Below are 25,780 nucleotides of genomic sequence, written 5' to 3' on the forward strand. Positions count from 1 at the left end.
GACTCATATTTTCCGAGCGAACTGTTGCGGCGCTGTCACAGAAGCCCCTCGGACATCGCGCCTGCGCGGCCACATCGACCGGGGAGTGATCGACGCGCTCTGATCTGCCCGTCGGGCGTGCCGACGAACAGCAACTCGCTCGCGGCGTTGAGGACCGAGGCGACGATCGGCTCGGCCCTATCGCTCACCTACGCGTGCTTTCGAACACCTTCTCGCCGTCGATGTACGTCATCAGCACCTTGGTGTTGTGGATGTCCGTCACTGGGATAGTGAAGATGTTGCGGTCGAGGACGATGAAGTCGGCCAGCTTGCCTTTTTCCAGGGTGCCGGTCGCGTGGTCGAAGTTCATCTGTCGTGACGACTGGCGGGTGAAGATGTCGATCGCCTGCTGAAGCGTGATGCGTTCCTGCGCGCCCAGCACTTCGCCGCCGCCGCCAGGGACCTGGCGCGTGACGAGCGTCTCGATGGCGATAAACGGGTTCACGCTCGGGACGACGTTCCAGTCCGATCCGGGCACGACCATTGCGCCGGCGTCCAGCGCGTCCTTGACGGGTATCCAGCGATTCATGCGCTCTTCGCCCACGGCCTTGCGAATGTCGCCGATGATCGGAGAGGGGTACCAGATGTAGGGCGAGAACTCGAACGCCGCGCCGATCTCGGCCCCGCGCCGCAGGTCCTCCATCTGCACGAAGCTGTTGTGGCCGACATTGTGCATCGCGCCGCTCCAGCCGTTCTGCTGGCGTGCGTGCGCGATGGCGTTGAGGCCGGCACGTACGGCCGCATCGCCCGCCGCATGGAACTTCACGGTCAGGCCCTTGCGGTCGAGGTCCGCCAGCTGGACGTCGAGTTCGTTCTGCGGAATAAGAAGCAGGCCGCGTTCGCGCACGGAACTTGCGTGATCGTGCGAATGAGTCGCCACGTAGGGATCGACCATCGCCGCCGTGTGGCCGTCGGTCGGAACGCCGTCGAGCACGAGCTTCACACACGATGGCGAGAACCGCTCGCGGGCGTAAAGCATGCGCTCGTCGATCAGCGCTGCGTCCGAGCCCCACAAGCAGCCGCGCACGCGCTGCTTGAGATCGCCTGCATCTGCGAGCGAAGCGTAAGCCTTGGCCGTGGCGCGGAACACGCCGGCATCGTCGAACGCGGTGATCCCGTGGGAGAGCATCTCGTCGAGCGCCCACTTGAGGGCCTCGATCGTGCGCTCTTCCGAAGCCGGAGGGATGTGCATGGCCACAAGGCCGCTGGCGCTTTCGCGCAGGATGCCCGTCGGTTCGCCGCCCGCGCCGCGCTCGATGATCCCGCCTTCGGGGTCTGCTGTGCTCGCCGTCACGCCGGCGATCTTGAGCGCCGCCGAGTTGGCCCAGGCGCTATGGCCGGAGATGTCGCGCAGAAGCACGGGATTGTTCGGAGCGACGCGGTCGAGCATCTCCTTGTTCGGCGGCGTGCTGCCGAAGCTGTCGTTCTGATAGCCGCCGCCGTCGATCCACTCGCCCGGCTTCGCCTTGGCCACGCAGCCCGCAATGTGCGCCAGGCTCTGCTCCGCGTTGGAGCCTTGCGGGATCATGCAGCGAAACTGCGCCATGCCGCCGCCTGAGGGGTGGACATGCATGTCGTGCAGGCCCGGGATCACCAGCTTGCCGTCGAGATCCAGGGTCTGCGTCGAGACGCCGCGGTGCGCCTTCACCGCCTCGGCATCGCCGATCGCGATGATCGCGCCGTGGGCGATCGCCATGTGCGTCGCCGAACCCGCGGGCGTATAGATCGTTGCGTCCTCGACGATGAGATCCGCCTTCACCGGCTCGAACCGGGGCGTCCCGGTGAACTGCGCGCTCGCCGGAAGCGAAGCAGTCGCCGCGATCGCGGACAGCAAAACGATGCTCTTCTTCATGAATGCCTCCCGTGTGGATCAGCTTGCGGTGACGATGCGCCGGCGAGTGCCCCGCCGCTCGCCCAGGAGCGGCACGGCGAACAGCGCCAGCGCGAGCACCATCGTGACGATGCTCAACAACTTGACCGGTTCGAAGCTGTCGGTTCCCGCCAGCAGCTCCCCGGCGGCAAGCGGACCGAAAGCGAGGCCGATCATCTGGAACGCGATCGCCACCGCGATCAGCCGGCCGGAGGGGGTCAGGACCGCCGCCAGGGCCAGGATGAAGGGCAGCGCGAAGTTCCACAGCGTGTTGAACACGATCAGAGTCAGCAGGAACTCGCCGTAGCTCGGCGTGCCCAGGGTCAGGCCTATGGCCGCGGCCCCGCCGATCGTGCCGACGAGAATGGGCCAGAGCTGCCCACCCCTCCCCGCCAGCCAGACCGCCGCCAGGGCGCCGCCCACTGCAGTGAACTGGCAGATCAGCAGCGCATCGGCGATGGGCTGCTCTGCAAGGCCGGCGTCGATGCCGATCAGGAACAGGTTGGCCCACGCGATGCCGATGGAAACGTTGTAGATCAGCACGCCCGCGAGCATGAGCGCGATCGTCACCGGCGATGCGGACCGGTCGCGGCCTTCCGCCTGGCGGACTTCCTCGCTGATGTCTGTGCCGTCGGGCAATCTCCAAGCCACGGCGATGGCCGCCAGGCTGGCGAGCGCCCAGGCGTAGAACACCGCATCCAGGCCGAACAGGTCGAGGATCGTCGGCATCCCCCACAGGCCCAATGCACCGTACGTGAGGAGCAGGACCAGGTAGAGCCCCAGGTTGCGTTCCGGACGCGGCGCCGACCCGACCACCGAGAAGCTTATCGAGATCACGAAGCCGCAACCGAAGCCGGCAATCAGCCGCGCCATCGAAAGCAGCTCCCCGCCGGCGGCGAAGCCCGACAATGCGTGCCCTGCAGCGGCGATCACCAGCGCGGCGGTGGTCTGCGCCCTCCACGACACGCGCGTGCCGATCAGGGCCGCCAGCACCGTGGCGGCGGCAATCCCGAGCATCTCGGTGAAGGCGAGCCCATTGGCCGCGGATTCGCTGAGCGCGTATTCGGTGACGAACCCCTGGACGAGCCCTGGCTGAACGATGAAGCTGAGAACGCCGATCGTGCCGAGGATGATGGCTGCCGCCACGCCTTGTCCCGCTCGGGGTTCGTTCATGCTAAGGCCCTCACAGGTTCCGGCAGATCAGCGGAACGTAAGTCCCCTTCCCCGCGGGGCTTGGCTGAAGCGGCCATTTCTTGCCCGCGTCAATTCGCCGGTCTCAGGGAGACGAGAATCTCGGGCGCCATGCGGAACTCCCAGCCATGGAAGCTCGGCTCATGCCTAGCGAGCAGCCGCACATCCGGATAGGCGCGGAACAGCACGTCGAGCATGATCTCCATGAGCGCTACGGAAAACCAGCGTCCGGCGCAGAAGTGCTTGCCGAAGCCGAACGCCGCGTGGCCGCCATCTTCCCGGAAGATGTCGAAGCGCCCGGGGTCGCGAAACCGCGCCTCGTCATGGTTGGCGGAAGCGAGGATCGCCGCAACCGGCGTTCCCTTGGGGATGAAGACGCCGCCGATCTCGGTATCTTCGAGAGCGGTGCGCAACTGCGTTCCGATCGGGGCGACCCAGCGAAGCCCCTCGTTCACCGCCCGTGTGAGCATGTCCTTGCCGCCCTGCTTCACGGCGTCGAACTGCGCCCGGTCCTGCATCAGGCCGACGAAGACGCTGCCCGCCCCGTGGCCCGGCTCCTGCATTCCGCCGAGCAGGGTTACCTTGACGCTGGGCAGGACCTGCTCGACCGGCCGGCTCTCGCCCTCGGGCATGTTGAAGTGCAGCATGTGCGACAAGGGCGTGTTCGCCGGCTCGCGCGACAACTGCCGGAGCTTCGGCACGAGCACCGCCTCGATCTCCGCGCAAGCATCGAGGCAGATCGCATGGCGGCGGGGATCGTTTTCGTAGTTGATCGCCCCCTGCGAGAGGCCATGGAACCACCGCAGCAGCACGGCGGCAGGGATATCCTCCAGCCCGAGCGTCTGGGCCAGGGCCAGAGCAGAGACGGGTTCGAAGTACCGGTCCATGAGGTTCACCGGTTCGCCGGGCGGCAGTTCCGACAGCACCCTCTCCGCGATCGGACGCGCCAGCCCTTCGATGTAGCCTTCCACTTCGCGCGCCTTGTACCGCGCTTCCACGCCCCCACGCAGATCCCGGTGCACTTCGCCCTCGCTGGTGAGGATCGTCGGACAGCCGAACGAACGTTCGACGGGCGAGTCCGCCGCTTCCGCGGTGAACAGCGAGGGTGTCTTCACGATCGTTTCGACGTCCGCCCACCGCGTGGCGAACCACACGTTGGCGGCCGGGACCCGCGTTATCGGCGCTTCGCGGCGGAGACGCGCGTAGATCGGATAGGGATCGCGCTCGAGATCCTCGATCGTGATGGCCTCGGCAAACGTGACCGTCACAGCCACTGCACGTCTCCCCTCGCGGCCCGGCTACTGCGCCTGGTAGACCACTTCGCCGCCGATCATCGTCATCAGCACGTTGGTCTTGTGCACATCGGTGATCGGCACCTCGAAAATGTTGCGGTCGATCACGATGAGGTCGGCGAGCTTCCCCTTCTCGAGCGTGCCGGTGGCATGGCCGAAGTTCATCTGCTGCGCGGACTGCCGCGTGAAGATGTCGATCGCCTGCTCGAGCGTGATCCGCTCCTGCGCGCCGAGCACTTCGCCGCCGCCGCCCGGAACCTGCCGCGTGACCAGCGTTTCGATCGCGATCCACGGATTGACCGACGGGACCACGCTCCAGTCGGAACCCGGCACCACCAGGGCGCCGGCGTCGATCGCGTCCTTCACCGGGATCCAGCGCTTCATCCGCACTTCGCCGACAGCCTTGCGGATGTCGCCGATGATCGGAGAGGGGTACCAGATGTAAGGCGAGAACTCGAACGATGCGCCCAGGTCGCGGGCCCGCGCGATGTCGCTCATCTGCACGAAGCTGTTGTGGCCGACGTTATGGTACTGCCCGCTCGGCCCGTTCGCCTTGCGTGCGGCTTCGATGGCGTTGAGGCCGGCGCGCACCGCCGCATCGCCGGCGGCGTGGAACTTGACGGTAAACCCGCGCTTGTCGAGGTCCGTCACCAGCGTGTTGAGTTCGTCCTGCGGGATCATCAACAGCCCGCGCTCGCGCGCGGTACTGTCGTGCGCGGCATGGTCGAGCGGCTCATAAGGGTCGACCATCGCTGCCGTGTGGCCGTCGGTCGGAACGCCATCGAGCATGATCTTCACGCACGACGGCGAGAAGTTCGGCCGGGCATAGAGCATGTGCTTGTCGATCAGCGCCGGATCGCGGCCCCACAGGCAGCCGCGTACCCGCTGCTTGAGCTTGCCGGCATCGGCCAGCCGGATGTAGGCCTGGGCCGCAATCTCGGCCACTCCGGCATCGTCGAACGCCGTGATGCCGTGGGAGAGCATGTTGTCGAGCGACCAACCCAGCGCGGCTGCCGCCTTCTCGACCGGCACTTCCGGAATCTTCATGGAAACCAGCATCGCGGCGCTTTCGCGCAGGACGCCGGTCGGCTGGCCGTCGGCTCCGCGCTCTATGATGCCGTTGGCGGGATCGGCTGTCGCAGCTTCGATGCCGGCAATCTTGAGCGCCGCCGAGTTCGCCCAGGCGCTGTGGCCGCTGATGTCCCGCAGCATGACCGGATTGTTCGGCGCTACGCTGTCCAGCATCGCCCTGTTCGGGGGCGTGTCGCCGTAGCTGTCGTTCTGATAGCCGCCGCCGGTGATCCACTCCCCGGGTTCGGCACGCTCAACACAGCCTGCGACGATCTGGAGGATGGCCGCAGGAGTCGACCCGTGCGGAACCTCGCAAGCGGACTCGGCCAGGCCGGCGCCCATCGGATGCACGTGCATGTCATGCAGGCCCGGCAGCACGACCTTGCGGTCGAGATCCAGCACTCTCGTGCTTGCCGCGCGGTGGGGCGCCACGGCCGCGGCATCGCCGATCGCGACGATCGCCCCGTCGGCGATCGCCATGGCGCTTGCCCACCCGCCCGGCGTATAGATGCGGGCATCCTCTATGATGAGGTCGGCTTCGGCCGGCGGGACGGGTTCGGCCTGGTTGAACTGGGCGATGGCGGGCGTGGAGAGGAGCAGCGCCGCTCCCACAAGGTACTTCGTCGAACGCATCAAGGAATTCCCTCTGTCAGAAGCTCTTGGTCAAGCGGCGCGGTCCCCTGTCTAGCGCGCGGTCAGCGGCGGGGGATTGGCAGCATCGTAGACCAGTTCCCCTTCGATGTAGGTCCGCAGCACCTTGGTGGCGTTGACCTCGGTGATCGGCACCTTGAACGGATTACGCTCGGTGACGATGAAGTCGGCCATCACACCGGGCTCGATCGCGCCCCACTGCGACCGCTGGCCAAGCTGGGCAGCACCATTCTCGGTGAAGATGCGGAACGCCGTATCGATGTCGATCCGCTGCCCCTCCCCCAGCGTTTCCGCGCTGCCGCCGGGGATCTGCCTGGTCACCATCGTCTCGATCGCCAGCCAGGGATTGACCGAGGGCACCACCGACCAGTCCGAACCCGCGACCACGAGAGCGCCGCTTTCCACGGCGTCGCGGATCGGGATCCAGCGCTTCATCCGCTCGTCTCCGACGGCGCGGCGGATGTCCTGCGCGGCGATCGGCGTCGGGTACCAGATGTAGGGCGAGAACTCCCAAGTCATCTGAGCATCGCGCGCGCGCGGGAAATCGGCCAAGTCGACGAAGCTGTTGTGGCCGACATCATGCATCGGTCCGCCGAAGCCGTTCACCTTTCGGGCATGGGTCACCGCATCGATGGCTGCCCGTACCGCCGCATCCCCTGCGGCGTGGAACTTGATCAGCAGGCCCTGGCGATCGAATTCCGCCACCGCCTTGTTCAGCACGTCCTGCGGGATCATCAGCAAGCCGGTATCGCTCGCCCCGCCATGCGGGTGCGTGTCCACGTAAGGGGCAAGCATCGCCGCGGTGTGGCTTTCCGTGGGAACGCCGTCGAGCACGATCTTCACGCAGTACGGGCTGAACTTGCCCTTCCGATAGAAGGCGCGGTCGCGGATCATCGCCACGCTTTCCTCGTGCCCCGGCGCTCCCGGTGCGGCCCAGCGAATGCAGCCGGTAACTCGCTGCTTGAGCTCTCCCTTACCCGCGAGATCGGCCATCACTCCAATATTCTCGCCGTTGACGCCGGCATCGTTGAATGAGGTGATCCCGTAGGACAGCATCTGCGCCGAAGAGAGCCGCATGGCCTTCGAGCGATCTTCCACGCTCGCCGGGGGCATGACCCGATGCACCAGCCCTTCGGCAGCTTCGCGCAACAGACCGGTCGGTTCGCCGTTGCCGTCGCGATCGATGATGCCGTTCGGCGGATTGGGAGTGTTCCGGTCAATGCCAGCCAGTTCCAGAGCGCGTGAATTGACCCAAGCGCTATGGTGGGATTCGTCCGTCAGGATGACGGGGTGGTTCGGTGCGATCGCATCGAGGAATTCTTTCGTCTGCTGCCCGGGCTCGAACACCGCCGCGACCCAGTTGCCGCCGCTGATCCACTCCCCGGCTTTGGCCCGATCCACGCAGGCCTTGACCGCGCTGGCGATCTCCGCGGGCTTCGCCCCAGGCGCGAAGCCACAGGCAAACTGCTCCATGCCGGCGAACAGGGAGTGCACGTGGGCATCGTGCAGGCCCGGAAGGATCGTGCGGCCGGCCAGATCGACGCGCGTCGTGCCGGCGCCTTCCAGCTTGTTGATCTCCTCGTTCGAACCGGTTGCCATGATGACCCCGTCCGCCACCGCCATGGCCTGAGCCCAACCGGTCGGAGTGCGGACCTCGGCGTTGTAGTAAACGGTGTCCGCCTTCGCGGGAGGCTGGACTTCCTGCGCCTGCTGGGCCGCCAGGGGCGCCGCGGCGACGCCGAGGGAAAGCACGGTGAGAAGCTTGCGTAGTTTCATGTGAGTGGTCCCTTCGGGCAAATCAGTATCGCGCCGACACCGTCATGCCGAACGTCCGCGGCCGGACAGTGATCGAGCGGTAGAGCGGCGAAGCGGCGGTGTCGTGCTGACGGAACAGCGCCTTGTGCGTGTTGAACACGTTGTTGACGAACAGCGAGATGTCGAAAGCATCCATGCGTACACCGGACCGGAGCGACAACTGATGCAGTTCCTGACGGCCGATCAGCGTCAGGTCCGAACCGCCGTTCAGAGGGTTGAGAGCCGGCGTGGTGGCCTTCTGCTCGCTCTGGAACTTGTAGTCGAACCGGCTGTAGCCGTCGTGGCCCGCCAGGTCGTAGCTGTACTGACCGTTGAGGTTCACCTGCCACGGGTTAAGCGGAATGTCGTCGCCCTCGGTGACCAGATTTCGCGCAGCACTCGGACCCGCTCGCACCGTCTCGTCGAACTCGGCCTTCACGTAGCCCACCTGTCCGCCAAGCGTGAGGGCATTGGTTACAGCCGCTTGAACGGCGAAGTCGAAGCCCTTGCTGGTTGCCGAACCGAGGTTGTCGGTGAAGGCAAAGCCGCAGGCCAGGCCGACGTTCTGCTGGATGTTCTGCCAGTCGATGTAGAAGGCGCTCGCATCCACGCTGACGCGGCTGCCGAACATCTGGCTCTTGGTGCCTACTTCGTAGCTCCAGACACTGTCGGACTCGAACAGCGGCGGCCGGTTGGACAGGCCGATATTGCCCAGCGGCGTACCGGGCCTCGGGTCGCCGGCCGAAACACCGCACGGAACGCCCACTGCAGGGTTGTAACCGCCGATCCGGAAACCCTTCGCGGCGTTCGCGTACAGCAGGAGGTCGTCATTCGGCTCGTAGGTTACGCCAAACTTCGGCGTGATCGGCGTCTCCTTCTGCTCGCCGGTGTCGTCCACCGGCGGGCCCACGACCGGGCCGGCGAACTGGGCGCGGATGTTGAACTTCGTCTGCGAGACGCGCACGCCGGCGGTGAGCGTAAGTTTGTCCGTCAGGCGCCAGTCGAGCTGGCCGAAGCCCGCCAGCTGCTTGTCGACCGACCGCGCGTCGTCGAGCACGAACGTGTACAGTCCGTCGACGAGGCCCTGGCCGAATACGACCTCGAACGGAACGCCCGTGCGGTTGAAGAACAGCTCCGGCAGGAACGTGTCCTGCACCAGTTGCGCGGCGACCTGCTTGCTGTGTGAGTAGAACGCGCCGAACACCCAGCTAAGCCGCGCTTCGGGATTGTTCGACTGCAGGCGGATCTCCTGCGTGAAGTTTTGCTGCTCGTTGTTCTGGAAGGCCGGGGCGAACATGCCCGCGGGATAATAGGGAGAGCCGGTCCACAGCGCCGCCTCGAACACGGTGTAGTCGTTGACCGCGCTCTGCTTGCGGTCGAAGTAGGAGGTGTTGGAGAACAGCGAGGCGCCGCCAAGGTCCAGCTCGACGGCCAGCGCCGGCAAGATGAAGCGGTCGGTGCTGGTGTTGAGGACTGCGTTACCGCTCCTGAACTCGCCGTCGTCCGGATCGGACAGGTCTTCCCAATAGTAGTTGCCATCGCCGATATCGATGTCCTGGTAGAACACCGAAGGGGTGATCGTCAGGGTCTCGGTCGGCTGCCACTTCAGCGCAGCCTGAAGAACGATCGTCTCGCTATGATTGGCGTTCTTGTCGAGAACCTCTCCGCTCATGTAATTCACACGGTCGATATAGCCGCCGTCACGGCGGTGGTATCCGCTGACCCGCGCCGCGAGGCTGCCTTCGACCAGCGGCACGCTGACTGCCGCGCCGGCCTCGTAGCTGGCAGCGCCACCTTCGGTCATAGCCACTTCTGCGCGGCCGTAGACTCGCATGAAATCCAGATCGGGCTTGGGGGTGATGAAGCGAACGGTGCCGCCCTGGGACCCGGCGCCGAAGAGCGTGCCCTGCGGCCCGCGCAGGACTTCCACGCGCTCGAGGTCGAACACGGCGGGAAACGGCGAGAAGGCGCTGAAGCCGATGTTGCGCACCTGGATCGGGGTGTCGTCGATGTAGATGCCGGTGGTGGAGGACCCTGCCGTCGAGGAGATGCCGCGGATGGCGATGTTGGCGGCGCCGGCGTTGCGCTGGTCGCCGCGCGTCAGGGTCACGCCCGGCGTGATCTGCGAGATGTCGTCGATCGAGCGGACGCCCTGCTTGTCGAGCGACGCCTGGTCATAGGCCGCGATACTGATGGGAACGTCGGCGAGGCTTTCCTCCTGGCGCCGCGCGGTGACGATGATCGTACCCGGAGGTGTCTGGCTTTCGGCACGGGCGTCCGCCTGGTTGGTGTCTTCATCCGTGGCGTCCTGCGCCAGCGCAGGCACCGAACAGAATAGGACGGTGCAAGTTGCGAGAAGAGAGGACCTTAAGTAGCCAAGTTTCTGCATTGCCATTCTCCGCATCAGCGATGGCCGATCAGAGTTGCTATGGCTGTCGATGGCTTGGCAGATTTGGCCATCCTGCGAACGGCTGCGGGCTTCTCTGCCGCATATCGGCCTTTACTGCCCGAGTGGGACTTAAATGCAACGCAGAAGCTCCGCTCGGGCCTGCGCCAGCGCCTTCGCGTCGTTGATGCAATCCGCCGCAATCAACCGGCCGTCAGCCAGGTAGCGAACGGAGAACTTCCGTTCCGCCGGCGCTCCGCTCACGACCTCTTCTTCGAAGCCGGAGAGCAGGCCAACGGACTGCATCCTGATGTCGTACTGGTTCGACCAGAACCATGGCGGGACATCGTAGGGGACCGGGTCGTCACGGATATGACGCACCGCCACGGCCGCCATGTCGCGAGCGTTCTGCACCGACTCCAGGCGAATGGTCGCTCCGCGCGCATATGGGTTGCGGTGCGCGGCGCAGTCGCCGACGGCGTACACATCCGGCAGGCCCGTTCGGCAGAACTCGTCGACCGCCACGCCGTGGCTGCCGTCGCCGCCCGCCCCGTTCAGCGGTGCTACCGCGGGCACGACCCCAATGCCCACGATCACCAGCTCCGCCGGCAGCAGCGTGCCGTCCTCCAGACGCACACCGGCCACCCGGCCCGAAGTGCCTTCGAAGCCCTGCAGCCTGGCTCCAAGGCGCACATCGACTCCTTGCCCCCTATGCTCGTCGAGAACGAACCGGGCTACCGTCGGTCCGGCGACCCTGCTGAGCAACCGGTCCTGCATTTCGAGCACGACGACCGAACACCCGAGCTGACGCAGCACGGCTGCCGCTTCGAGCCCGATGTACCCGCCACCGACGACGACCACCCTCCGGGCTCCGGATCCCAGTCCGGCCCTGATTCCGTCGACATCCGCGCGATCGCGGACGGACCAGATGCCGGCGAGTTCCGCCCCAGGGCAATCCAGGCGCCGCGGGTCCGCGCCGGCCGCCCAGATGAGCTTGCCGTAGCCGATCTCCTGCCCCGACTGCAGCACCACGCGCCGACCCTGCGCATCGACTTCGTTGACCGTTTCGCCGAGGCGAAGAGCGATCCCGTTCTCGGTCCAGAACGCCACTGGCCGCACATGCAGGCGCTCGAACGGCTTGCTGCCGGCAAGGTACTCCTTGGACAACGGCGGCCGCTCGTAAGGCGCGTTCGCGTCCCTGCTCACGATGGCGACGGAGCCGGCGAAGCCTTGCTGCCGCAACGCAATGGCGGCCTGCGCGCCGCCGTGCCCGCCGCCGACGATCAGGACGTCGAACCGCTCCATTTGCCGTCGTTCAGCCCAGGGTCTTGCGCGCGAGCGTGGTTCCGGCGCGCCAGGACACCCCGATCTCATGCCAGTACCCGGCAATCTTCTCTTGCGGTGCGATATCGAGCAGCTCTTCCACCGGGCTGTCGAAAAAGGCGAGGTCGAAATCCCCCTCGAAGCAGCGGCCTTTCTCGACATCGAAGCCGGACATCGTCACGACCTCCTCGAGGCTCTGCGTGCCGTCCGTCTCGATCGCCGGGACCCACCGGCTGTGAGCCATCGGGTGCCCGTTTACGAAACCGGCGCTCTCGCTCTCCTTGCGGATGGTGAAGCGTGCCTCCGCCAACCGCCGGTCGAACGCCGCCAGCGTCAGCCCAAACGTACCGCCCGGCTCCAGCCTCGGCCCTGCTTTGCCGACCGTTACGGGCCGGCTCATCTGGATGCTGCCGAGCTTCTTGGGATAGCCCTGATGCTGCCCGCGCAGCATCGCGAATTCCTTGTCGACCCAGATGTAGAGGCAGCGGGAGTAGGTCTTGCCCTGGAACCGGCAGCGGCAGACGATGAACATCTCCTTGTACTGCACGCGGATCGGATCGAGCAGTTGCTCAGGATCGTCTCCGGTCGATTGCCAGTCGGCCCAGATCGCGGCCAGGGCCCCCGGATCTTCCTCGGCAAGCTCGAACCCTTCAGGGAGGAGAGCGGCGACCTTCTTGGGGTCGGTGCGATATTCGAGTGTGACGAGTTCCCCGGAATAGTGCCACGGTGTCGGCGGCACGATGCTGGCCTTGCCCGTGGGCGTTCTCGGGTAGAACAGGCCCTTCAGTTCGCTCATCTCGTTTCCCTCGGCACTTTGCGGACCGCGTGTCTGTGACGGTGGCGAACGGAAAGCTTGGCCGCAACGGCCAAAGCTGGGGCGGCACGATCGCGCTAGGCAAGCGCCTGCAGAACTGGAGAGCGGAATGACCGTCGAATATCGCCGTATCCTGCTGGACGGCTACCCCATACTCGCAACCCGGGAAGGCGACGAACTGGTCACCCGGGACGGGCGCAGCATCGGCCTGGACGAAGCCGTCCACCTGGCCCCCGTCTCGCCGAGCAAGATCATCTGCGTCCACCTCAACTACCACAGCCGGGTGGAGGAGTTCATCACCAAGCTCCCCGCGGCGCCGACCTACTTCCACAAGCCGATCACCGCACTGAACACGCACAAGGGCGCCATCGTGCGTCCGCAGCGGTGCAAGTACCTGAACTACGAAGGCGAAATCGCGATCGTCATCGGCAAGACTTGCCGCAACGTCTCGCAGGAAGAAGCCGGCGACTGCATCCTCGGCTACTCCGTGGCGAACGACTACGGCCTGCACGACTTCCGCGACACCGATGCCGGATCGATGCTCCGCGTGAAGGGATCGGACACGCTGTGCCCGGTCGGCCCGGGGCTGGTCACCGGCTGGGACTTTCGCGACAAGATGATCCGGACGATCGTGAACGGCAAAGTCGTGCAGGAAGACACCACGGCCAACATGGAGTGGGACATGCACTATCTGGTGGCCGACATCGCGCGGACCATCACGCTCGAGCCTGGGGACGTCCTCCTCTCGGGCACGCCGGCCAACAGCCGCCCGGTGCAGCCCGGAGACGTGGTCGACGTGGAAGTCGAAGGGCTCGGCCGCCTCTCGAACACGATCGTCGAGGGGCCCACGCCCGTTCGCAGCGATGTCGGTGCCCAGCCCAGCGAATCCGAGGAAGTGATCTCCACCGCGATGGGCGGGGATTGGGAGCATCGCGGAAAGCGCGCTGCCGGTGGGCAAGGCGCGCAGTTCTACAAATCCGCGCTGGAGGATTGAGTTGGCCCTGCCCGACGCGACACGGTTCTACATCGGCGGTTCGTGGGTCGAGCCACAGGCCAGCAGACGCGGCCAGATCGTCGACCCGGCGACTGCCCGGCCGATTGCGCCGATCGCCCTGGGCAACGCCGCCGATGCGGAAAGCGCTATCCTGGCCGCGCGCGCTGCCTTCGCCGAATGGTCCCGAACCCCGGTTGCGGAGCGGCTGCGCCTGATCCGCAAGATCGATGACGGACTGAAAGCGCGGCAGGACGAGATCGGCGACGCGATCAGCGCCGAAATGGGCGCTCCGCTGCGCCTCGCCAGGGGCGCGCAGGCCGGTTCGGGGCCGCAACACTTCGAGGAGATCGTCCGCCTGCTGGAAAGCTACGAGTTCGAGTCCGCCATGGGCTCTACCCTCGTGCGGCGCGAACCGATCGGGGTGTGCACGCTCATCACGCCCTGGAACTGGCCGATGAACCAAGTCGCCACCAAAGTGGCGCCGGCCCTGGCGGCAGGCTGCACGATGATCCTCAAGCCGAGCGAACTGGCGCCGCTCGATGCCGTGATCCTGACCGAGATCATCGACGAAGCCGGAGTTCCGCCAGGCGTGTTCAATCTCGTGCACGGCACCGGCGAGGACTTGGGCGATACCCTGACCGGCCACCCGGAGGTCGACATGGTGTCCTTCACCGGCTCCACCCGCGCCGGCATCGCCATCGGGCAGAACGCAGCGCGCACGGTAAAGCGGGTCGCGCTCGAACTCGGCGGCAAGTCGGCCAACATCGTGCTTCCCGATGCGGACCTGAGCCGGGCCATCCCGGCCAGCGTGCGCGGCTGCATGCTCAACAGCGGGCAGAGCTGCAACGCCCCGACGCGCCTGCTCGTACCGCGGGAGCGGCTCGAAGAGGTCTGCAGCCTTGCCAAGGAGGCCGCGGAAGCCCTCACTGTCGGCATGCCCGCGGACGATCCCGATCTCGGCCCCCTCGCCAATGAAGCGCAGTATCGCCGCGTCGTGGCGATGATCGAGCAGGCAGAAGGCGAAGGCGCGCGGCTGCTGACCGGCGGGACTGCAAAACCGGGCGAGCTGGACGGGTTCTTCGTACGCCCGACCGTCTTCGCCGATGTAACCCGGGATATGGCGATCGCCCGTGAAGAGGTATTCGGCCCTGTCCTGGCGATCATCGGCTACGACAGCGTCGCCGAGGCGGTCGAGATCGCCAACGATTCTCCTTACGGCCTGTCCGGCTACGTCTGGGGAGAGAACCAGTCCGAAGTGCGGGCGGTCGCGGCCGCCCTGCGCACGGGCATGGTGCACCTGAACGGCGCGGACCTCGACAGCGCGGCGCCCTTCGGCGGCTACAAGATGTCCGGCAACGGCCGGGAATGGGGTCTCTACGGGCTCGAGGAATTTCTCGAGGTGAAGTCGGTCTACGGTGCGAAAGCGGCATAGAAGCATGAAGACGATCGATGTTACGCTGCGAAGCGGCGGCAAGCGGGAAATCGAGGTGGACGAGAACCTCACGCTGATGGAAGCGCTGCGGGACAACGGCGTCGACGAAGTGCTGGCGCTATGCGGCGGCTGCTGCTCCTGCGCCACCTGTCACGTCATCCTGCCGGAGAATGTCTTCGCAGCGCTGCCGGCAATGAGCGACGACGAGGACGACCTGCTCGACAGCTCGGATCACCGCACCGAAACGTCGCGCCTGTCCTGCCAGGTGTCCGTGGCCGATCTCCCGGCGACCTGCAGCGTGAGCGTTGCCCCTGAAGATTGAGATAGGATCGATGGCTACGACAGGGCATAACCGGTAGCGATGTCCGAACCGACGATCTCGGTCCTGCTTCTGCGTCACATCGCGAACTGCGTCGAGCTTACGGGTCGGCCCTGTCAGCCATTGCTCTCTCGGTTGAACCTGGACCGGGCCGACCTGGAAGACCGCGACGCCACTATTCCGCTGCGGGACTACCTCCGCTTCTTCGAGCTCGCCGCAGCCTCCCTCGACAACGCGCACTTCGGTTTGCAGGCCGGGCGCTTTGCGGGATCCGACAGTCTCGGCCCATTGAGCTTTCTGTTCCTTTCGGCGCCGACGCTGGATCACGCGTTCAGGTCGTTCGTGCGCTATCTCGAAACGATGCAGCAGGCGGCACGCAACACGATCACGGTCCGCGACGGAGCCGCGATCTTCGAATACCAGATCCTCGACCCGGCGCTCGGCATTCGGCGGCAGGACGCCGAATATTCGCTCGGCGCGACTTACACATTGGCGAAGAACTTCTGCGGCGGCCGGTTGCCGCTGCGCGAAGTCTGCTTCGAGCACTCGCAGACGGGAGACTACTCGGCCTACCGGGATTTCTTTGGTTGCGAGGTGTTCTTCGAGCAGTGTTCCAACTCGATCGCCTTCGACGCGCAGTACCTCAGCGTGCAAGGCCGCAGCCTGAGCCCGGACCTGTTTCCGATTCTGGTCGACCACCTGCAGCGCAAGGCGGTGAACCTCGACCACACGAAGGATGCCATGAACTCGCTCTGCGCATGGCTGGCCGCCTCCGACGTATCGCAGCCGCTCAGCCTGGCAGATGCGGCCTGCGCGATCGGGCTGCCGGTGCAGAGCCTGCAGCGGCGCTTGCAGCAGGCCGGCACGTCATGGCGCGAACTGCTTCACCGCAGGCGGGTCGAGGCAGCCAAACGCATGCTGCTGGAAAGCCGGCGGAGCGTGGCCGATATCGCGATTGCGACCGGCTACTCCGAAAGCGCGAGCTTCATCCGCGCGTTCAAGAGCGAGACCGGCTGCACGCCGACCTGCTTCCGCAGGGCCGGATAACCGGCGCGCCGCCTCAACGGTCGCCGAAGGGCACTCGCAGCGTCAGGCCGTAAGTGCGCGGCGGAGCGAAGAACGACGTCGTGCCGAGAATGCCGAGGTTGAGCGTGTAGGAGCGGTACTCCTGGTCGAACACGTTCCGCACCCAGCCTTGCAGTGAAACCCCGCTGTCATCGTGCGTGTACATCAGCGACGCGTTCGTCACGTTGTAGGCACGCTGGAGCGACGAGCGGCCGTTGGTCACTTCCAGATACTGATCGTCGAACCAGGCTCCATCGACTTGGAAAGCCGCATTGCCGGCGGCGACATCCACGTTGTAGCGCAGCAGATAGTTGAAACTGAATTGCGGCGCGTTGGGAAACTCCGCGTCGGTGATGAAATCCTCCGGATAATCGCAGAAGAAGAACCCGCCCTGGTTGGTGCAGTATTCGGCATCGGGCGCGCCGGGGAAGAACTCCGGCCCAAACTGCTCGCCGGGCCCGCGCACCTGGTCGACGCTGGACGTTTCCCACGCGCCGCCCAGGATCGCGTCGAACCGCGGGGACGGAGACCAGAACAGCTCGAGCTCTGCACCCGTTGCGCGGGCGTCGCTGTTGGTGACGAACGGCACGCCGCCGGTGAGAGCGAACGCCTGGTAGTCGTCGAATATGTAGTGGAACAGCGTGCCGTTGAGACGGAGCATGCCGTTCGCAAGAGTGCTCTTGAACCCGGCCTCGAAGCTGTTGAGCGTCTCCTCGCCGTGCTTGAAGTTCTCCGCGACCACATCCGCGCCCAGCGACCAGTTGCCGCCCTTGATACCGCGATTCCAGGAGGCGAACACGAGAAGGTCCGGGTTCGGCTCGTAGCTGAGCACGACGCGCGCCGCCCAATCGCCATAGTCGATGTCGTTCACGCCAGGGACGACCGTTTCAAAGGCCGAGCTCGAGGCGATTGTGGCGTCCGGCGCGACCTCCGGATCGGTGAGGATGGCCAGATAGTCCATCGACTTGTCGTCCTGCGAGTAGCGCAAGCCGGTGGTCAGCGTCAGCCGGTCGGTGAGAAGCCAGTCGGCCTGGCCGAACACGGACCAGTTCTTCGACCGGATCGCGTAGGACTGCAGCACCGTGGGATTGACGGCATCGCCGTTCGCATCGAGTGCGACACCGAGCACCGGAGCGCCCTGCAGCGCGATCGTGCCGTCCATATCGATGTCGAGATAGTAGAGCCCAGCCTGCCAGCGAAGCAGGCTGCTCTCGCCCGAGAGCCGCAGTTCCTGCGAGAACTGCCTGTAGTTGTTGGTCGTATCGAAGTTGATCACCAGCACGGGGATGGCATCGCCGTCCTCACCGTAGCTTTTCTCCAGGTCGGTGTAGTTGGTGATTGAGGTCAGCGTAAGCTGGTCGGCGATGTCCCAGGTCAGGTCCGCCTGGTAGATTTCCACGCTGCGATCCAGGAAGCCGCGGCGCTCGCCGAAATGCTCGAACGGCGAAGCCGGCTCGCCCGTAATCCCGTTGATGACCCCGCCCGACCCATTCCCGAGGCCGTACTCGTCCACCGAGCAATAGCCGTTGGCGAGGAAGTCGCAGTTGTCGAACACGTAGCCGCCGGTCGCGACGTCGTTGTCCTCGGCATGCTTGTACCAGAGATCTATCGTTGCGGTGGAGCCGAGATCGGCCTGCGCGGTGATGCGCCCTGCCCAGCCGTCCCTGCCCCCCAGATCCTGTCCGCTGCCGACCAGGCCCGCCGCCGCATCGGTGTCGCGCGACCGCACGTAACCGTCCGCCGTCTCGTAGCGTCCCGCGGCCCGCACCCGCACCCCAGGGGCCACGGCGCCGCCGATCGCCCCTTCGAGCGCCATGTTGTCGAACCGGCCGTAGCTGCCTTCGGCGTACCCGTTCCAGTCGTCGTCGTCCGCCCGGCGCGAAAGGTAATGGATCAGCCCACCCGTGGCGTTGCGCCCGAACAGGGTCCCCTGCGGGCCGCGCAGCACTTCGACCCGCTCGATATCGTAGATCTGCCCGCTGATGCCGTTGATCGAGCCCATGTAGGCATTGTCGAAGTACACCGCGACCGGCGCTTCGAGGTTATCGGTGAAGTTGTTCTGCGAAACGCCGCGCAAGTTGAAGATCGTGAGATTGGGCGACCACTGGTTCACCTGGAGGCCGGGGACTTGCTGGGTGATCCCCGTGGTGTCGGTCACCCCTAGCGCCGTCAGCTGATCGCCTGAGAACGCGGAGATCGATATCGGCACGTCCTGCACATTCTCGTCGCGCTTGTTGGCCGTGACGATGATGTTGCCGAGGACGCCGGAAGGCTCTTCGCGCTCAGCCTCAGCAGGCGGATCCTGGCCAGCCTGCGCAGACGCAGCAGCCGGCAGCGCAGCAGCAGACAGGAGGCCGCAGCACGTGAGGAGTGGCCTGAGACGCATGTCTTGTCCCCTGAGCAGCGCCCGCTCTTCCGGCAGGCTATTTGCCCAAGGGTGGCGACTGACACGGGAGACTGCTTGGCCGTTGCGGCCAAGTTCCACGGCTCCTCAGCCGAGGCGCGTGAGAACCTTCTCGAGACGTTCGAGCCCTTCGTCGAGAACGTCGGCCGGCATCGTCAGCGCGGGAAGGAAGCGCAGGACGTTGCCGCGCAACCCGCAGGAGAGCAGCAGCAAACCCTCCTCCGCGCCTTCCATGACGATCCTGCGCGTCATCTCGGGATTGGGCCGACCCGGATCGCCATCGTGGACCAGTTCCAGCGCGATCATCGCGCCCGGCCCACGCACGTCGCCGATGAAGTCCATCCCGCCCTGCTTCAGCGTGCGCAGGCGCCGCTTGATCGTCTCGCCGATCTCGCGGGCACGGGCGCAGAGGCCTTCCCGATCGATGATGTCGAGCACTTCGAGCCCGGCGACGCAGCCCAGCGGCGATCCGCCGTAAGTGCCGCCCAGGCCGCCCGGGTCGGGCGCGTCCATCAGATCGGCGCGGCCGATCACGCCGGAGATCGGGAACCCGCCCGCCATGGCCTTGGCCACGGTCATCAAGTCCGGCTTGACCCCGTTCTCCCGGGCAACCCAATCCATCGCGAACATCTCGCCCGTCCGCGCGAAGCCGGACTGGACTTCGTCGGCGATCAGCAGGATGCCGTGCTGGTCGCAGATCTCGCGCAAGGCGCGGAAGAAGGCATAGGACCCGGTGTAGAACCCGCCCTCCCCCAGCACCGGCTCGAGCACGATCGCCGCGACCGCGCTCGGCTCGATGGCCGAGGCGAACAGCGCCTGCAGGCTTTCGATCGCCTGCTCGTCGCTGAAGCCGTGGTAGGGGATCGGGAAGCGCGTGTGGAAGATGTCGCCCGGCATCGGCCCGAACCGCGCCTTGTACGGCGTGACCTTGCCGGTCATCGCCAGGGTCAGCAGCGTACGTCCATGATAGCCGCCCTGAAACGTGACGATCCCCCGACGGCCCGTCGCCGCGCGAGCGATCTTGACCGCGTTCTCGAGCGCCTCCGCGCCGGTGGTGAAGAAGATCGTCTTGGCATCGCCCTCGATCGGCGCGCGGGCGTTGAGCTGCTCGGCCAGGGCAATGTAGCTCTCGTAGGGCGTGACCTGGAACGAACAGTGCGAAAAGCGATCCAGCTGGTCCTTCACCGCATCGACGATCTGCCGATTGCCGTGTCCGGTGTTGCACACGGCGATGCCGGTGGCGAAATCGACGTAGCGCGTGCCTTCCGCATCGTACGCCAGTGCGTTGTCGCCGCGTTCGAAGAAGCGCTGGTGCATCGAGGCCACGCCGCGCGGCACCGCTGCTTCGCGCCGCGCCCATAGCTCCGAATTGCTGGTCATCTGTCGACGCCTCCCAACAGGAAATACTTGAGTTCGAGATATTCATCGAGCCCGTGGCGCGATCCTTCGCGGCCGAGGCCGGACTGCTTGATCCCGCCGAACGGCGCGACTTCGGTCGAGAGGATGCCGTCGTTGACCGCCACCATCCCGTATTCGAGCGCTTCCATCACTCGCCAGATCCGCCCCACGTCGCGGGCGTAGAAGTAGGCCGCGAGGCCGTAAGGCGTGTCGTTGGCGATGCGGATCGCCTCTTCCTCGCTTTCGAAGCGGATCACGCCGGCGACCGGGCCGAAAATCTCCTGGACCGCGATGTCCATCGCCGGCTCGACCCCCGTGAGCACGGTCGGCTGGTAGAAGTTGGCGCCCATCTCCGACGCAGCCCCACCGGTCCGGGCCACCGCGCCGGAGGCGAGCGCCTGGCCGACCAGCCGCTCCACTTTGTCCTTGCCGGCCGAGTCGATCAGCGGCCCCACTTGCGAGCCGTCCTCCGCCCCGGGCGCGACCTTCAGCGCGGCCACCCGCGCCGCAAGCTTGTCGACGAAGGCATCATGCACCCCCGCCTGCACCAGGAAGCGATTGGCGCAGACGCAAGTCTGCCCCGCATTGCGGAACTTCGATGCGATCGCGCCGTCCACCGCGGCATCGAGATCCGCATCGTCGAACACGATGAACGGCGCGTTCCCGCCGAGTTCCAGGCTGAGCCGGGCAACGTTCTCCGCCGCCTGGGCCATGAGGATCTTGCCGACCGCGGTTGAGCCGGTGAAGCTCAGCTTGCGGATCCGCGGATCGCTGCAGAACAACTGTCCGATGGCTGCTGGATCTTGCGTGGGCACAACGCGGAAGAGATCCGCCGGTATGCCCGCATCGTGCGCGAGCACTTCCAGCGCCAGGGCGGAGAGCGGCGTCGCTTCCGCCGGCTTGACCACGATCGCGCAGCCGGCGGCGAGCGCGGGCGCCACCTTCCGGGTGATCATCGCCAGGGGGAAGTTCCACGGCGTGATCGCGGCGCAGGTGCCGACCGGCTGCTTCAGCGTCAGGACCCGCTTGCCGTCGGCGAAGCTGGGGATCGTCTCGCCGTAGGCTCTCTTCCCCTCTTCGGCGAACCACTCGATGAAGGCCGCGCCGTAAGCCACCTCGCCCCGCGACTCGGTCAGCGGCTTGCCGCATTCCGCGGTCATCAGCTGCGCCAGGGCTTCCTGCTGCTCCATCACCAGATCGAACCACGCGCGAAGGATCCTGCCGCGGTCCTTGGCGGTACGCTTGGCCCACGCACGCCCGGCCGTGTCGGCTGCCGCGATGAGGCCCGTGACTTCGTCCGGCGCGTAGGTGCGCACGCGCGCCACGAGCTTCCCGGAAGCGGGATCCGTCACCTCGAGCGAGCCGGCCGCATCACCGATCCTGTCGAGCAATACCTGCATGAGCATCTTTTCCTGAGATCGCGCTGCGCACCGCTCTCGCGTCGGCCGCAGCATTGGGCTTGGCAGCAACGGACAAACCTCGGTCCGCGTCAGAATTGCTACTAAATGTCAATTTGAAGACATGTACTATCAATCCAACAAGGCTGCGGGATTGATAGCTTACCGTCAAGCTTTGGGGAGAGCTTGGATATGAGGGATGTAAAAGTACGCGCATCGGCGCTCGACGGGTGGCGTTCGAACCTTCGCGAGCATGGTTACGAGCCCGAACGCATCGGCGCCCTGAGTGCGGTTCCGCCGCGCGAGCTGCGCGGGACATCGCCGATGCCGCTGCGGGATTTCGTCGGCTTCTCCGAAAGCCTGGTGCGTGAGACGCGGGACATGTCGATCCCCTGGCTTGTCGGGCGCAACTACGATCTTTCGTCCCTCGGGCCCGTGGGCGATGCGATCAGGGCCTCTTCCACCGTCGGCCTCGCCCTTCGCCGCTTCGTCGAATACTTCGAGCTGCTGCAGGACTGCACCGACATCCGGCTCGAGTGCGACGAGCAGAGCGCCTCGCTCAGCTACCGGATCCTCGATCCCAACATCTGGCCGCGCCACCACGACGCCATGTTCAGCCTCGGCATCCTGACGCAGATCATCCGCGCCGGCACCACCGACGGGTGGGACCAGGTGGAGTTCCTGTTCGAAGCCGACCAGTCGGAGATGGTCGGGCACGTCAACCGCCTGGTCGAGGCGCCGTGCAGTTTCGGTGCGGAAACCAACATGCTGCGCTTCCCGGTGCGCTTCCTCGACTGCCGGCTGGAAACCACTTTCGCCCAGGCGCCGATCCGCGAGATCAACCAGGCCATCGCCGTTCGCAAGCGGAGCACGCCGCTGGCGGAGCGGCTGGCACGGGTGGTCTACCGCGACCTCGATCGGCTCACGATCGACCAGGAACGCGTGGCCCGCGAAGTGGGAATGTCTGGCCGCACGATGCGCCGCAAGCTCGCCAGCGAAGGCAGCTCGTTCCAGGAAGTGCTGGACGAATGCCGCTTGCGCCAGGCGGTGTTCGAGTTCCAGACGAAGCCGAACCTCTCGATCGCGCAAATTGCCTTGCGCCTGGGCTATTCCGAGCACAGCACGTTCACTCGCGCGTTCCACCGCTGGAGCGGCATCTCGCCGCAAGCATTCCGCGAACGCCTGATGAACAAGGTCAACTGAAGGCAGGCATTCGATCATGGCCCGACTCGTTCTCCTGGAGGGAAACACCGCAGAGAAGCGCGCGCTCGGTGCCAAGCTGGGCGTACGCAGTTCCAGTGCGATCTACGCGAAAGCCATCCGCCGCCATTTCCCGGACCTCGCGTTGGATGTCGTGAACGGTGCCGATCCGGACTGGACCTTGCCCGATGCGCGCCGCTGGTCTGATTACGACGGGCTGGTGATCACCGGCTCCTCGCTCCATGCCTACGACCCGGAGTTCGCGGTCACCAACCAGATCGATCTGGTGAAGCAGGCGAGCGAAACCGGAATGCCGATCTTCGGCTCCTGCTGGGGCCTTCAGATCGCTGCCGTCGCCGGCGGCGGCAAGGTGGAATACAGCCCGCGCGGGCGTGAAGTGGGCCTGGCGCGCAAGATCGTTCCAAACGAGCGGGGACGCGCGCACCCGATGTTCTCGCTCAAGGGGCCGGCGTTCGACGCGCCCTGCATCCATTACGACGAGGTGACGCGCCTGCCCGACGGCGCCGAAGTGCTTGCGTCCAACGCTCACAGCGCAATCCAGGCCGCGCTCATCCCCGTGGGCAGGAGCACGGTCTGGGCGGTGCAGTACCACCCGGAGTTCGACCTCCTGCAGCTGGTCCAGCTCTACCGGCTCTATTCGCGCAGCATGATCCAGGAAGGGTTCTTCTCGAGCCAGGCCGAGCTGGATGCCTACGTCGCGAAGCTGCAGCAGCTGATCGAGCAGCCCGACCACATGGGCCTGCGCTGGCAGCTCGGGATCGACGAGGACGTGATCGACGACCGCCGGCGCAGCGGGGAGATCATCTCATGGATCGATCACGCCGTGCTCGCGAAAGGCTAGCTCAGGCCCACCCGTCGCCGGCCCTGTCGAACCACACGTGCACCTGGCTGGTGCCGGTGGCGTTCTCGTAATCGGAGAACAGGCGTCCCCTCGCCTTCCACTCGCGGCCGCCGCAGGCCGCCGCCATCATCAGGTAATGACCGAAGCGCGCTTCGGGCAGATGGCGGAGGAACTCGTCCATCGTATCGATCACGCGGGCGTGATCGCCCTGCTTCATCCACTCGATCCGCTCCAGGTCCGCCTCGCGCGCCTCGGGAGTCGAGATGTGTCTCGGGTCGGAAGCTTCGTGGTTGGGGATTTCCAGGAACGGCCAGAAACGGTGGCTCATGGAGCCACTGGCAATCAGCACCACGCGGCGGTCGCTTTCGGCGATGGCCTTGCCGATCCCTTCCCCGACCTTGAGGAAAGTCTCAGACTCCGCCGTGTAGGCGTGGCTTACCGAGATCCACTCCTCGCCCCCGTGCAGGTACGTCGCCAGGTTCACGGTCGGATAGTGGATCGGCAGCCAGGGATCGTCGATCGGATTGGTCCGCACGCCGCATTCGGTCGCCCGCTCGGCCATGGCCGTCGCCAGCGCCGGATTGCCTTTCAGGTCGTAGGGGATCTGCTTCATCCCGCGCGGCAACTCGTCCGAAGTATAGAGCCCGGCGCGCCGCGAGTGGGAGGAGATGCAGAACTCCACGATCGTGTGCCAGTGGGTGTCGAGAATGACGATCGTGTCGGGCTTCAGCTCGTCCAGAACTTCCGTTCGCAGACGATGGAGCCCGGGGACGAGGCTGATCTCCTTGCCCTCGTTCAACTCGTACCGGGTTTCCTTGGGCAGCATGATCGTCGGCGCGTGAGCGACGATTCCGGCTCCGACTATCTGGCCCATTTTCGCTTCCTCGGCAGTTGAACGAGCCCTCGTATAGCGCCGCGCCGTTTTCGGCAGAATAGGGGCGGGGCAGGTTGTCCGGTTATGCCAAGTGTGAAGTTGGCAGCTTCCATAGCAGGCGAACTGGAGTTCGACCTGATGCAATATCCGTTCTCAAGATCCGAAGATCCGTTTGTGGACCTTTCATCGCAAGATGCGTTCACGGACGGTGCGCCATTCGCGACTTTCGACCGCCTGCGCGAAGCGGATCCCGTTCATTGGACGGAATTCACCGGCGGAGACCGCGGCTTCTGGTCGATCACCCGTCACGCGGACATCCTCGCTCTCAACCGCCAGGCGGACCTGCTCTCCTCCGCTCGGGGGATCAGGATGGAGGACCAGACGGAGGAAGAGTACGAAGCGCGCAAGACCTTCCAGGAGACCGATGCGCCGGTGCACCGCGCGTTTCGCGCCCTCGCCAGCAAGGCGTTCTCGAAAGGGGCGATAGCCCAGTACGAAAGCCGCATCCGCGAAATCGTCACCGAGCTGCTCGACCAGGCGTTCGATGAACGCGAGCTGGACGCGGTGGAGCGGATCGCCCGCCGTCTGCCCATGCAGATGCTGGCGCAGATCATGGGTGTTCCGGACGAGGACGGGGCGTGGCTGGTGGAGAAAGGCGACGCGCTGATCTCCAATGCCGACCCCGACTACACGGATTTCGTCATCGACCGCGTGGACACCGAGGAATACCGCTTCCTGCCGTTCCGTTCGCCCGCCGCCGTGGAGCTGTTCGACTATGCGAACAATCTGCTCGAACGCATGGACCGCGGCGAGCAGCTCGGCGTGCTCAACCTCGTGCTGGAGCCGACCAGCCACGGCACGCGGATGAGCCGCGACGAGTTCCGGAACTTCTTCTGCCTGCTGGTGGCGGCAGGCAACGACACGACCCGCTACAGCATCTCAGCGACGATCCACTCCCTCGCCAACGCCCCCAATCTGCTGGCGGACCTGCAGGCGGGCCGGCACGCCGGGTGGGAATCGACCACGGACGAGATGATCCGCTGGGCGTCGCCGACCAGCCACTTCCGCCGCACCGCGACGGCCGCCTTCGAATATGGCGGGAAGCAGATCCGCGAAGGCGACAAGGTCGTCCTGTGGTTCCTGTCCGGCAACCGCGACGCGGAAGGGATCCCCGACCCGTACAGCATCCGGCTGGACCGTCCGCGCAATCCGCACCTGGCCTTCGGCCAGGGCGGACCGCACATCTGCCTGGGCATGTGGCTCGCCAAGCTGGAGGTCGCGATAGTGCTTCAGGAGCTCGTGAAGAGGGTCCGCTCCATCGAACAGGTGGCGCAACATTCCTATCTTCGTTCCAACTTCATCCACGGCATCAAGAAGCTGCCGGTACGCGTGGTGGCCAAGTGA

General features: G+C 65.8%; 19 protein-coding genes. 7 read left to right on the forward strand and 12 right to left on the reverse strand.

Annotated elements, in window-relative coordinates:
• Positions 1-184: 184 nt before the first annotated feature.
• The 8 genes from GRI75_RS03410 to GRI75_RS03445 all read right to left on the reverse strand — a co-directional run bounded on the left by GRI75_RS03410 (position 185) and on the right by GRI75_RS03445 (position 12,413).
• A complete protein-coding gene (locus tag GRI75_RS03410; RefSeq protein ID WP_160745568.1) occupies positions 185-1,891 on the reverse strand; it encodes an amidohydrolase in 1,707 nt (568 codons plus the stop codon).
• A gap of 18 nt (positions 1,892-1,909) precedes the next feature.
• Entirely contained in the window at positions 1,910-3,082 is a 1,173-nt protein-coding gene (locus GRI75_RS03415; RefSeq protein WP_160745569.1) for an MFS transporter, read from the reverse strand.
• Between the two features lie 89 nt (positions 3,083-3,171).
• A complete protein-coding gene (locus GRI75_RS14725) occupies positions 3,172-4,374 on the reverse strand; it encodes a cytochrome P450 (RefSeq protein WP_202389578.1) in 1,203 nt (400 codons plus the stop codon).
• A 24-nt stretch (positions 4,375-4,398) separates the two neighbouring features.
• A complete protein-coding gene (locus GRI75_RS03425; protein ID WP_160745570.1) occupies positions 4,399-6,096 on the reverse strand; it encodes an amidohydrolase in 1,698 nt (565 codons plus the stop codon).
• Positions 6,097-6,147: 51 nt separating this feature from the next.
• Positions 6,148-7,890: an amidohydrolase gene (locus tag GRI75_RS03430; protein WP_160745571.1), complete on the reverse strand. Its 1,743-nt coding sequence runs from the start codon at positions 7,888-7,890 to the stop codon at positions 6,148-6,150.
• 22 nt (positions 7,891-7,912) lie between these two features.
• On the reverse strand, positions 7,913-10,234 hold the full coding sequence (locus GRI75_RS03435; RefSeq protein ID WP_160745572.1) for a TonB-dependent receptor: 2,322 nt from the start codon (positions 10,232-10,234) through the stop codon (positions 7,913-7,915).
• A gap of 192 nt (positions 10,235-10,426) precedes the next feature.
• Positions 10,427-11,599, reverse strand: a complete 1,173-nt coding sequence (locus tag GRI75_RS03440) for an NAD(P)/FAD-dependent oxidoreductase (protein ID WP_160745573.1) — start codon at positions 11,597-11,599, stop codon at positions 10,427-10,429.
• Between the two features lie 10 nt (positions 11,600-11,609).
• Positions 11,610-12,413 (reverse strand): acetoacetate decarboxylase family protein, encoded by an 804-nt coding sequence (locus GRI75_RS03445; protein WP_160745574.1) that lies wholly within the window; start codon positions 12,411-12,413, stop codon positions 11,610-11,612.
• A gap of 127 nt (positions 12,414-12,540) precedes the next feature.
• Here GRI75_RS03445 and GRI75_RS03450 point away from each other — a divergent pair, with 127 nt between their 5' ends.
• Genes GRI75_RS03450 through GRI75_RS03465 form a run of 4 tightly spaced genes read left to right on the forward strand, consistent with a single transcriptional unit; the run spans position 12,541 to position 16,223 of the window.
• Entirely contained in the window at positions 12,541-13,425 is an 885-nt protein-coding gene (locus GRI75_RS03450) for a fumarylacetoacetate hydrolase family protein (protein ID WP_160745575.1), read from the forward strand.
• Between the two features lies 1 nt (position 13,426).
• Positions 13,427-14,857, forward strand: a complete 1,431-nt coding sequence (locus GRI75_RS03455) for an aldehyde dehydrogenase family protein (RefSeq protein WP_328597920.1) — start codon at positions 13,427-13,429, stop codon at positions 14,855-14,857.
• 4 nt (positions 14,858-14,861) lie between these two features.
• Positions 14,862-15,179, forward strand: a complete 318-nt coding sequence (locus GRI75_RS03460; RefSeq protein ID WP_160745576.1) for a 2Fe-2S iron-sulfur cluster-binding family protein — start codon at positions 14,862-14,864, stop codon at positions 15,177-15,179.
• A gap of 39 nt (positions 15,180-15,218) precedes the next feature.
• The gene (locus tag GRI75_RS03465) at positions 15,219-16,223 is read left to right on the forward strand and encodes an AraC family transcriptional regulator (protein WP_268891490.1); all 1,005 of its coding nucleotides are present in this window, start codon (positions 15,219-15,221) and stop codon (positions 16,221-16,223) included.
• Between the two features lie 13 nt (positions 16,224-16,236).
• On the opposite strand, the gene GRI75_RS03470 is transcribed toward GRI75_RS03465, so the two are convergent.
• From GRI75_RS03470 to GRI75_RS03480, 3 genes are all read right to left on the reverse strand, one after another.
• Complete coding sequence (locus tag GRI75_RS03470) at positions 16,237-18,627, reverse strand: TonB-dependent receptor (protein ID WP_160745578.1); 2,391 nt, start codon at positions 18,625-18,627, stop codon at positions 16,237-16,239.
• Between the two features lie 105 nt (positions 18,628-18,732).
• The gene (gabT, locus tag GRI75_RS03475; RefSeq protein WP_160745579.1) at positions 18,733-20,025 is read right to left on the reverse strand and encodes a 4-aminobutyrate--2-oxoglutarate transaminase; all 1,293 of its coding nucleotides are present in this window, start codon (positions 20,023-20,025) and stop codon (positions 18,733-18,735) included.
• Entirely contained in the window at positions 20,022-21,449 is a 1,428-nt protein-coding gene (locus GRI75_RS03480) for an NAD-dependent succinate-semialdehyde dehydrogenase (protein ID WP_160745580.1), read from the reverse strand. Before GRI75_RS03480 ends, gabT begins: the two co-directional genes overlap by 4 nt.
• 183 nt (positions 21,450-21,632) lie before the next feature.
• Here GRI75_RS03480 and qhpR point away from each other — a divergent pair, with 183 nt between their 5' ends.
• Together qhpR and GRI75_RS03490 are read left to right on the forward strand one after the other, a co-directional pair.
• Positions 21,633-22,643 carry an AraC-like transcriptional regulator QhpR gene (gene qhpR, locus GRI75_RS03485; protein ID WP_160745581.1) on the forward strand — a complete coding sequence of 337 codons (1,011 nt, stop codon included), beginning with the start codon at positions 21,633-21,635 and terminating at the stop codon, positions 22,641-22,643.
• Positions 22,644-22,659: 16 nt separating this feature from the next.
• On the forward strand, positions 22,660-23,502 hold the full coding sequence (locus GRI75_RS03490) for a type 1 glutamine amidotransferase (RefSeq protein ID WP_160745582.1): 843 nt from the start codon (positions 22,660-22,662) through the stop codon (positions 23,500-23,502).
• Position 23,503: 1 nt separating this feature from the next.
• Here the strand turns inward: GRI75_RS03490 and GRI75_RS03495 are convergent, their stop codons facing one another.
• Positions 23,504-24,376 carry a 3,4-dihydroxyphenylacetate 2,3-dioxygenase gene (locus GRI75_RS03495; protein WP_160745583.1) on the reverse strand — a complete coding sequence of 291 codons (873 nt, stop codon included), beginning with the start codon at positions 24,374-24,376 and terminating at the stop codon, positions 23,504-23,506.
• A gap of 99 nt (positions 24,377-24,475) precedes the next feature.
• On the opposite strand from GRI75_RS03495, the gene GRI75_RS03500 reads away from it, so the two are divergent.
• Positions 24,476-25,780, forward strand: a complete 1,305-nt coding sequence (locus GRI75_RS03500; RefSeq protein ID WP_235911273.1) for a cytochrome P450 — start codon at positions 24,476-24,478, stop codon at positions 25,778-25,780.

This window comes from Croceibacterium soli (genome assembly GCF_009828065.1).
GTDB lineage: Bacteria > Pseudomonadota > Alphaproteobacteria > Sphingomonadales > Sphingomonadaceae > Croceibacterium_B > Croceibacterium_B soli.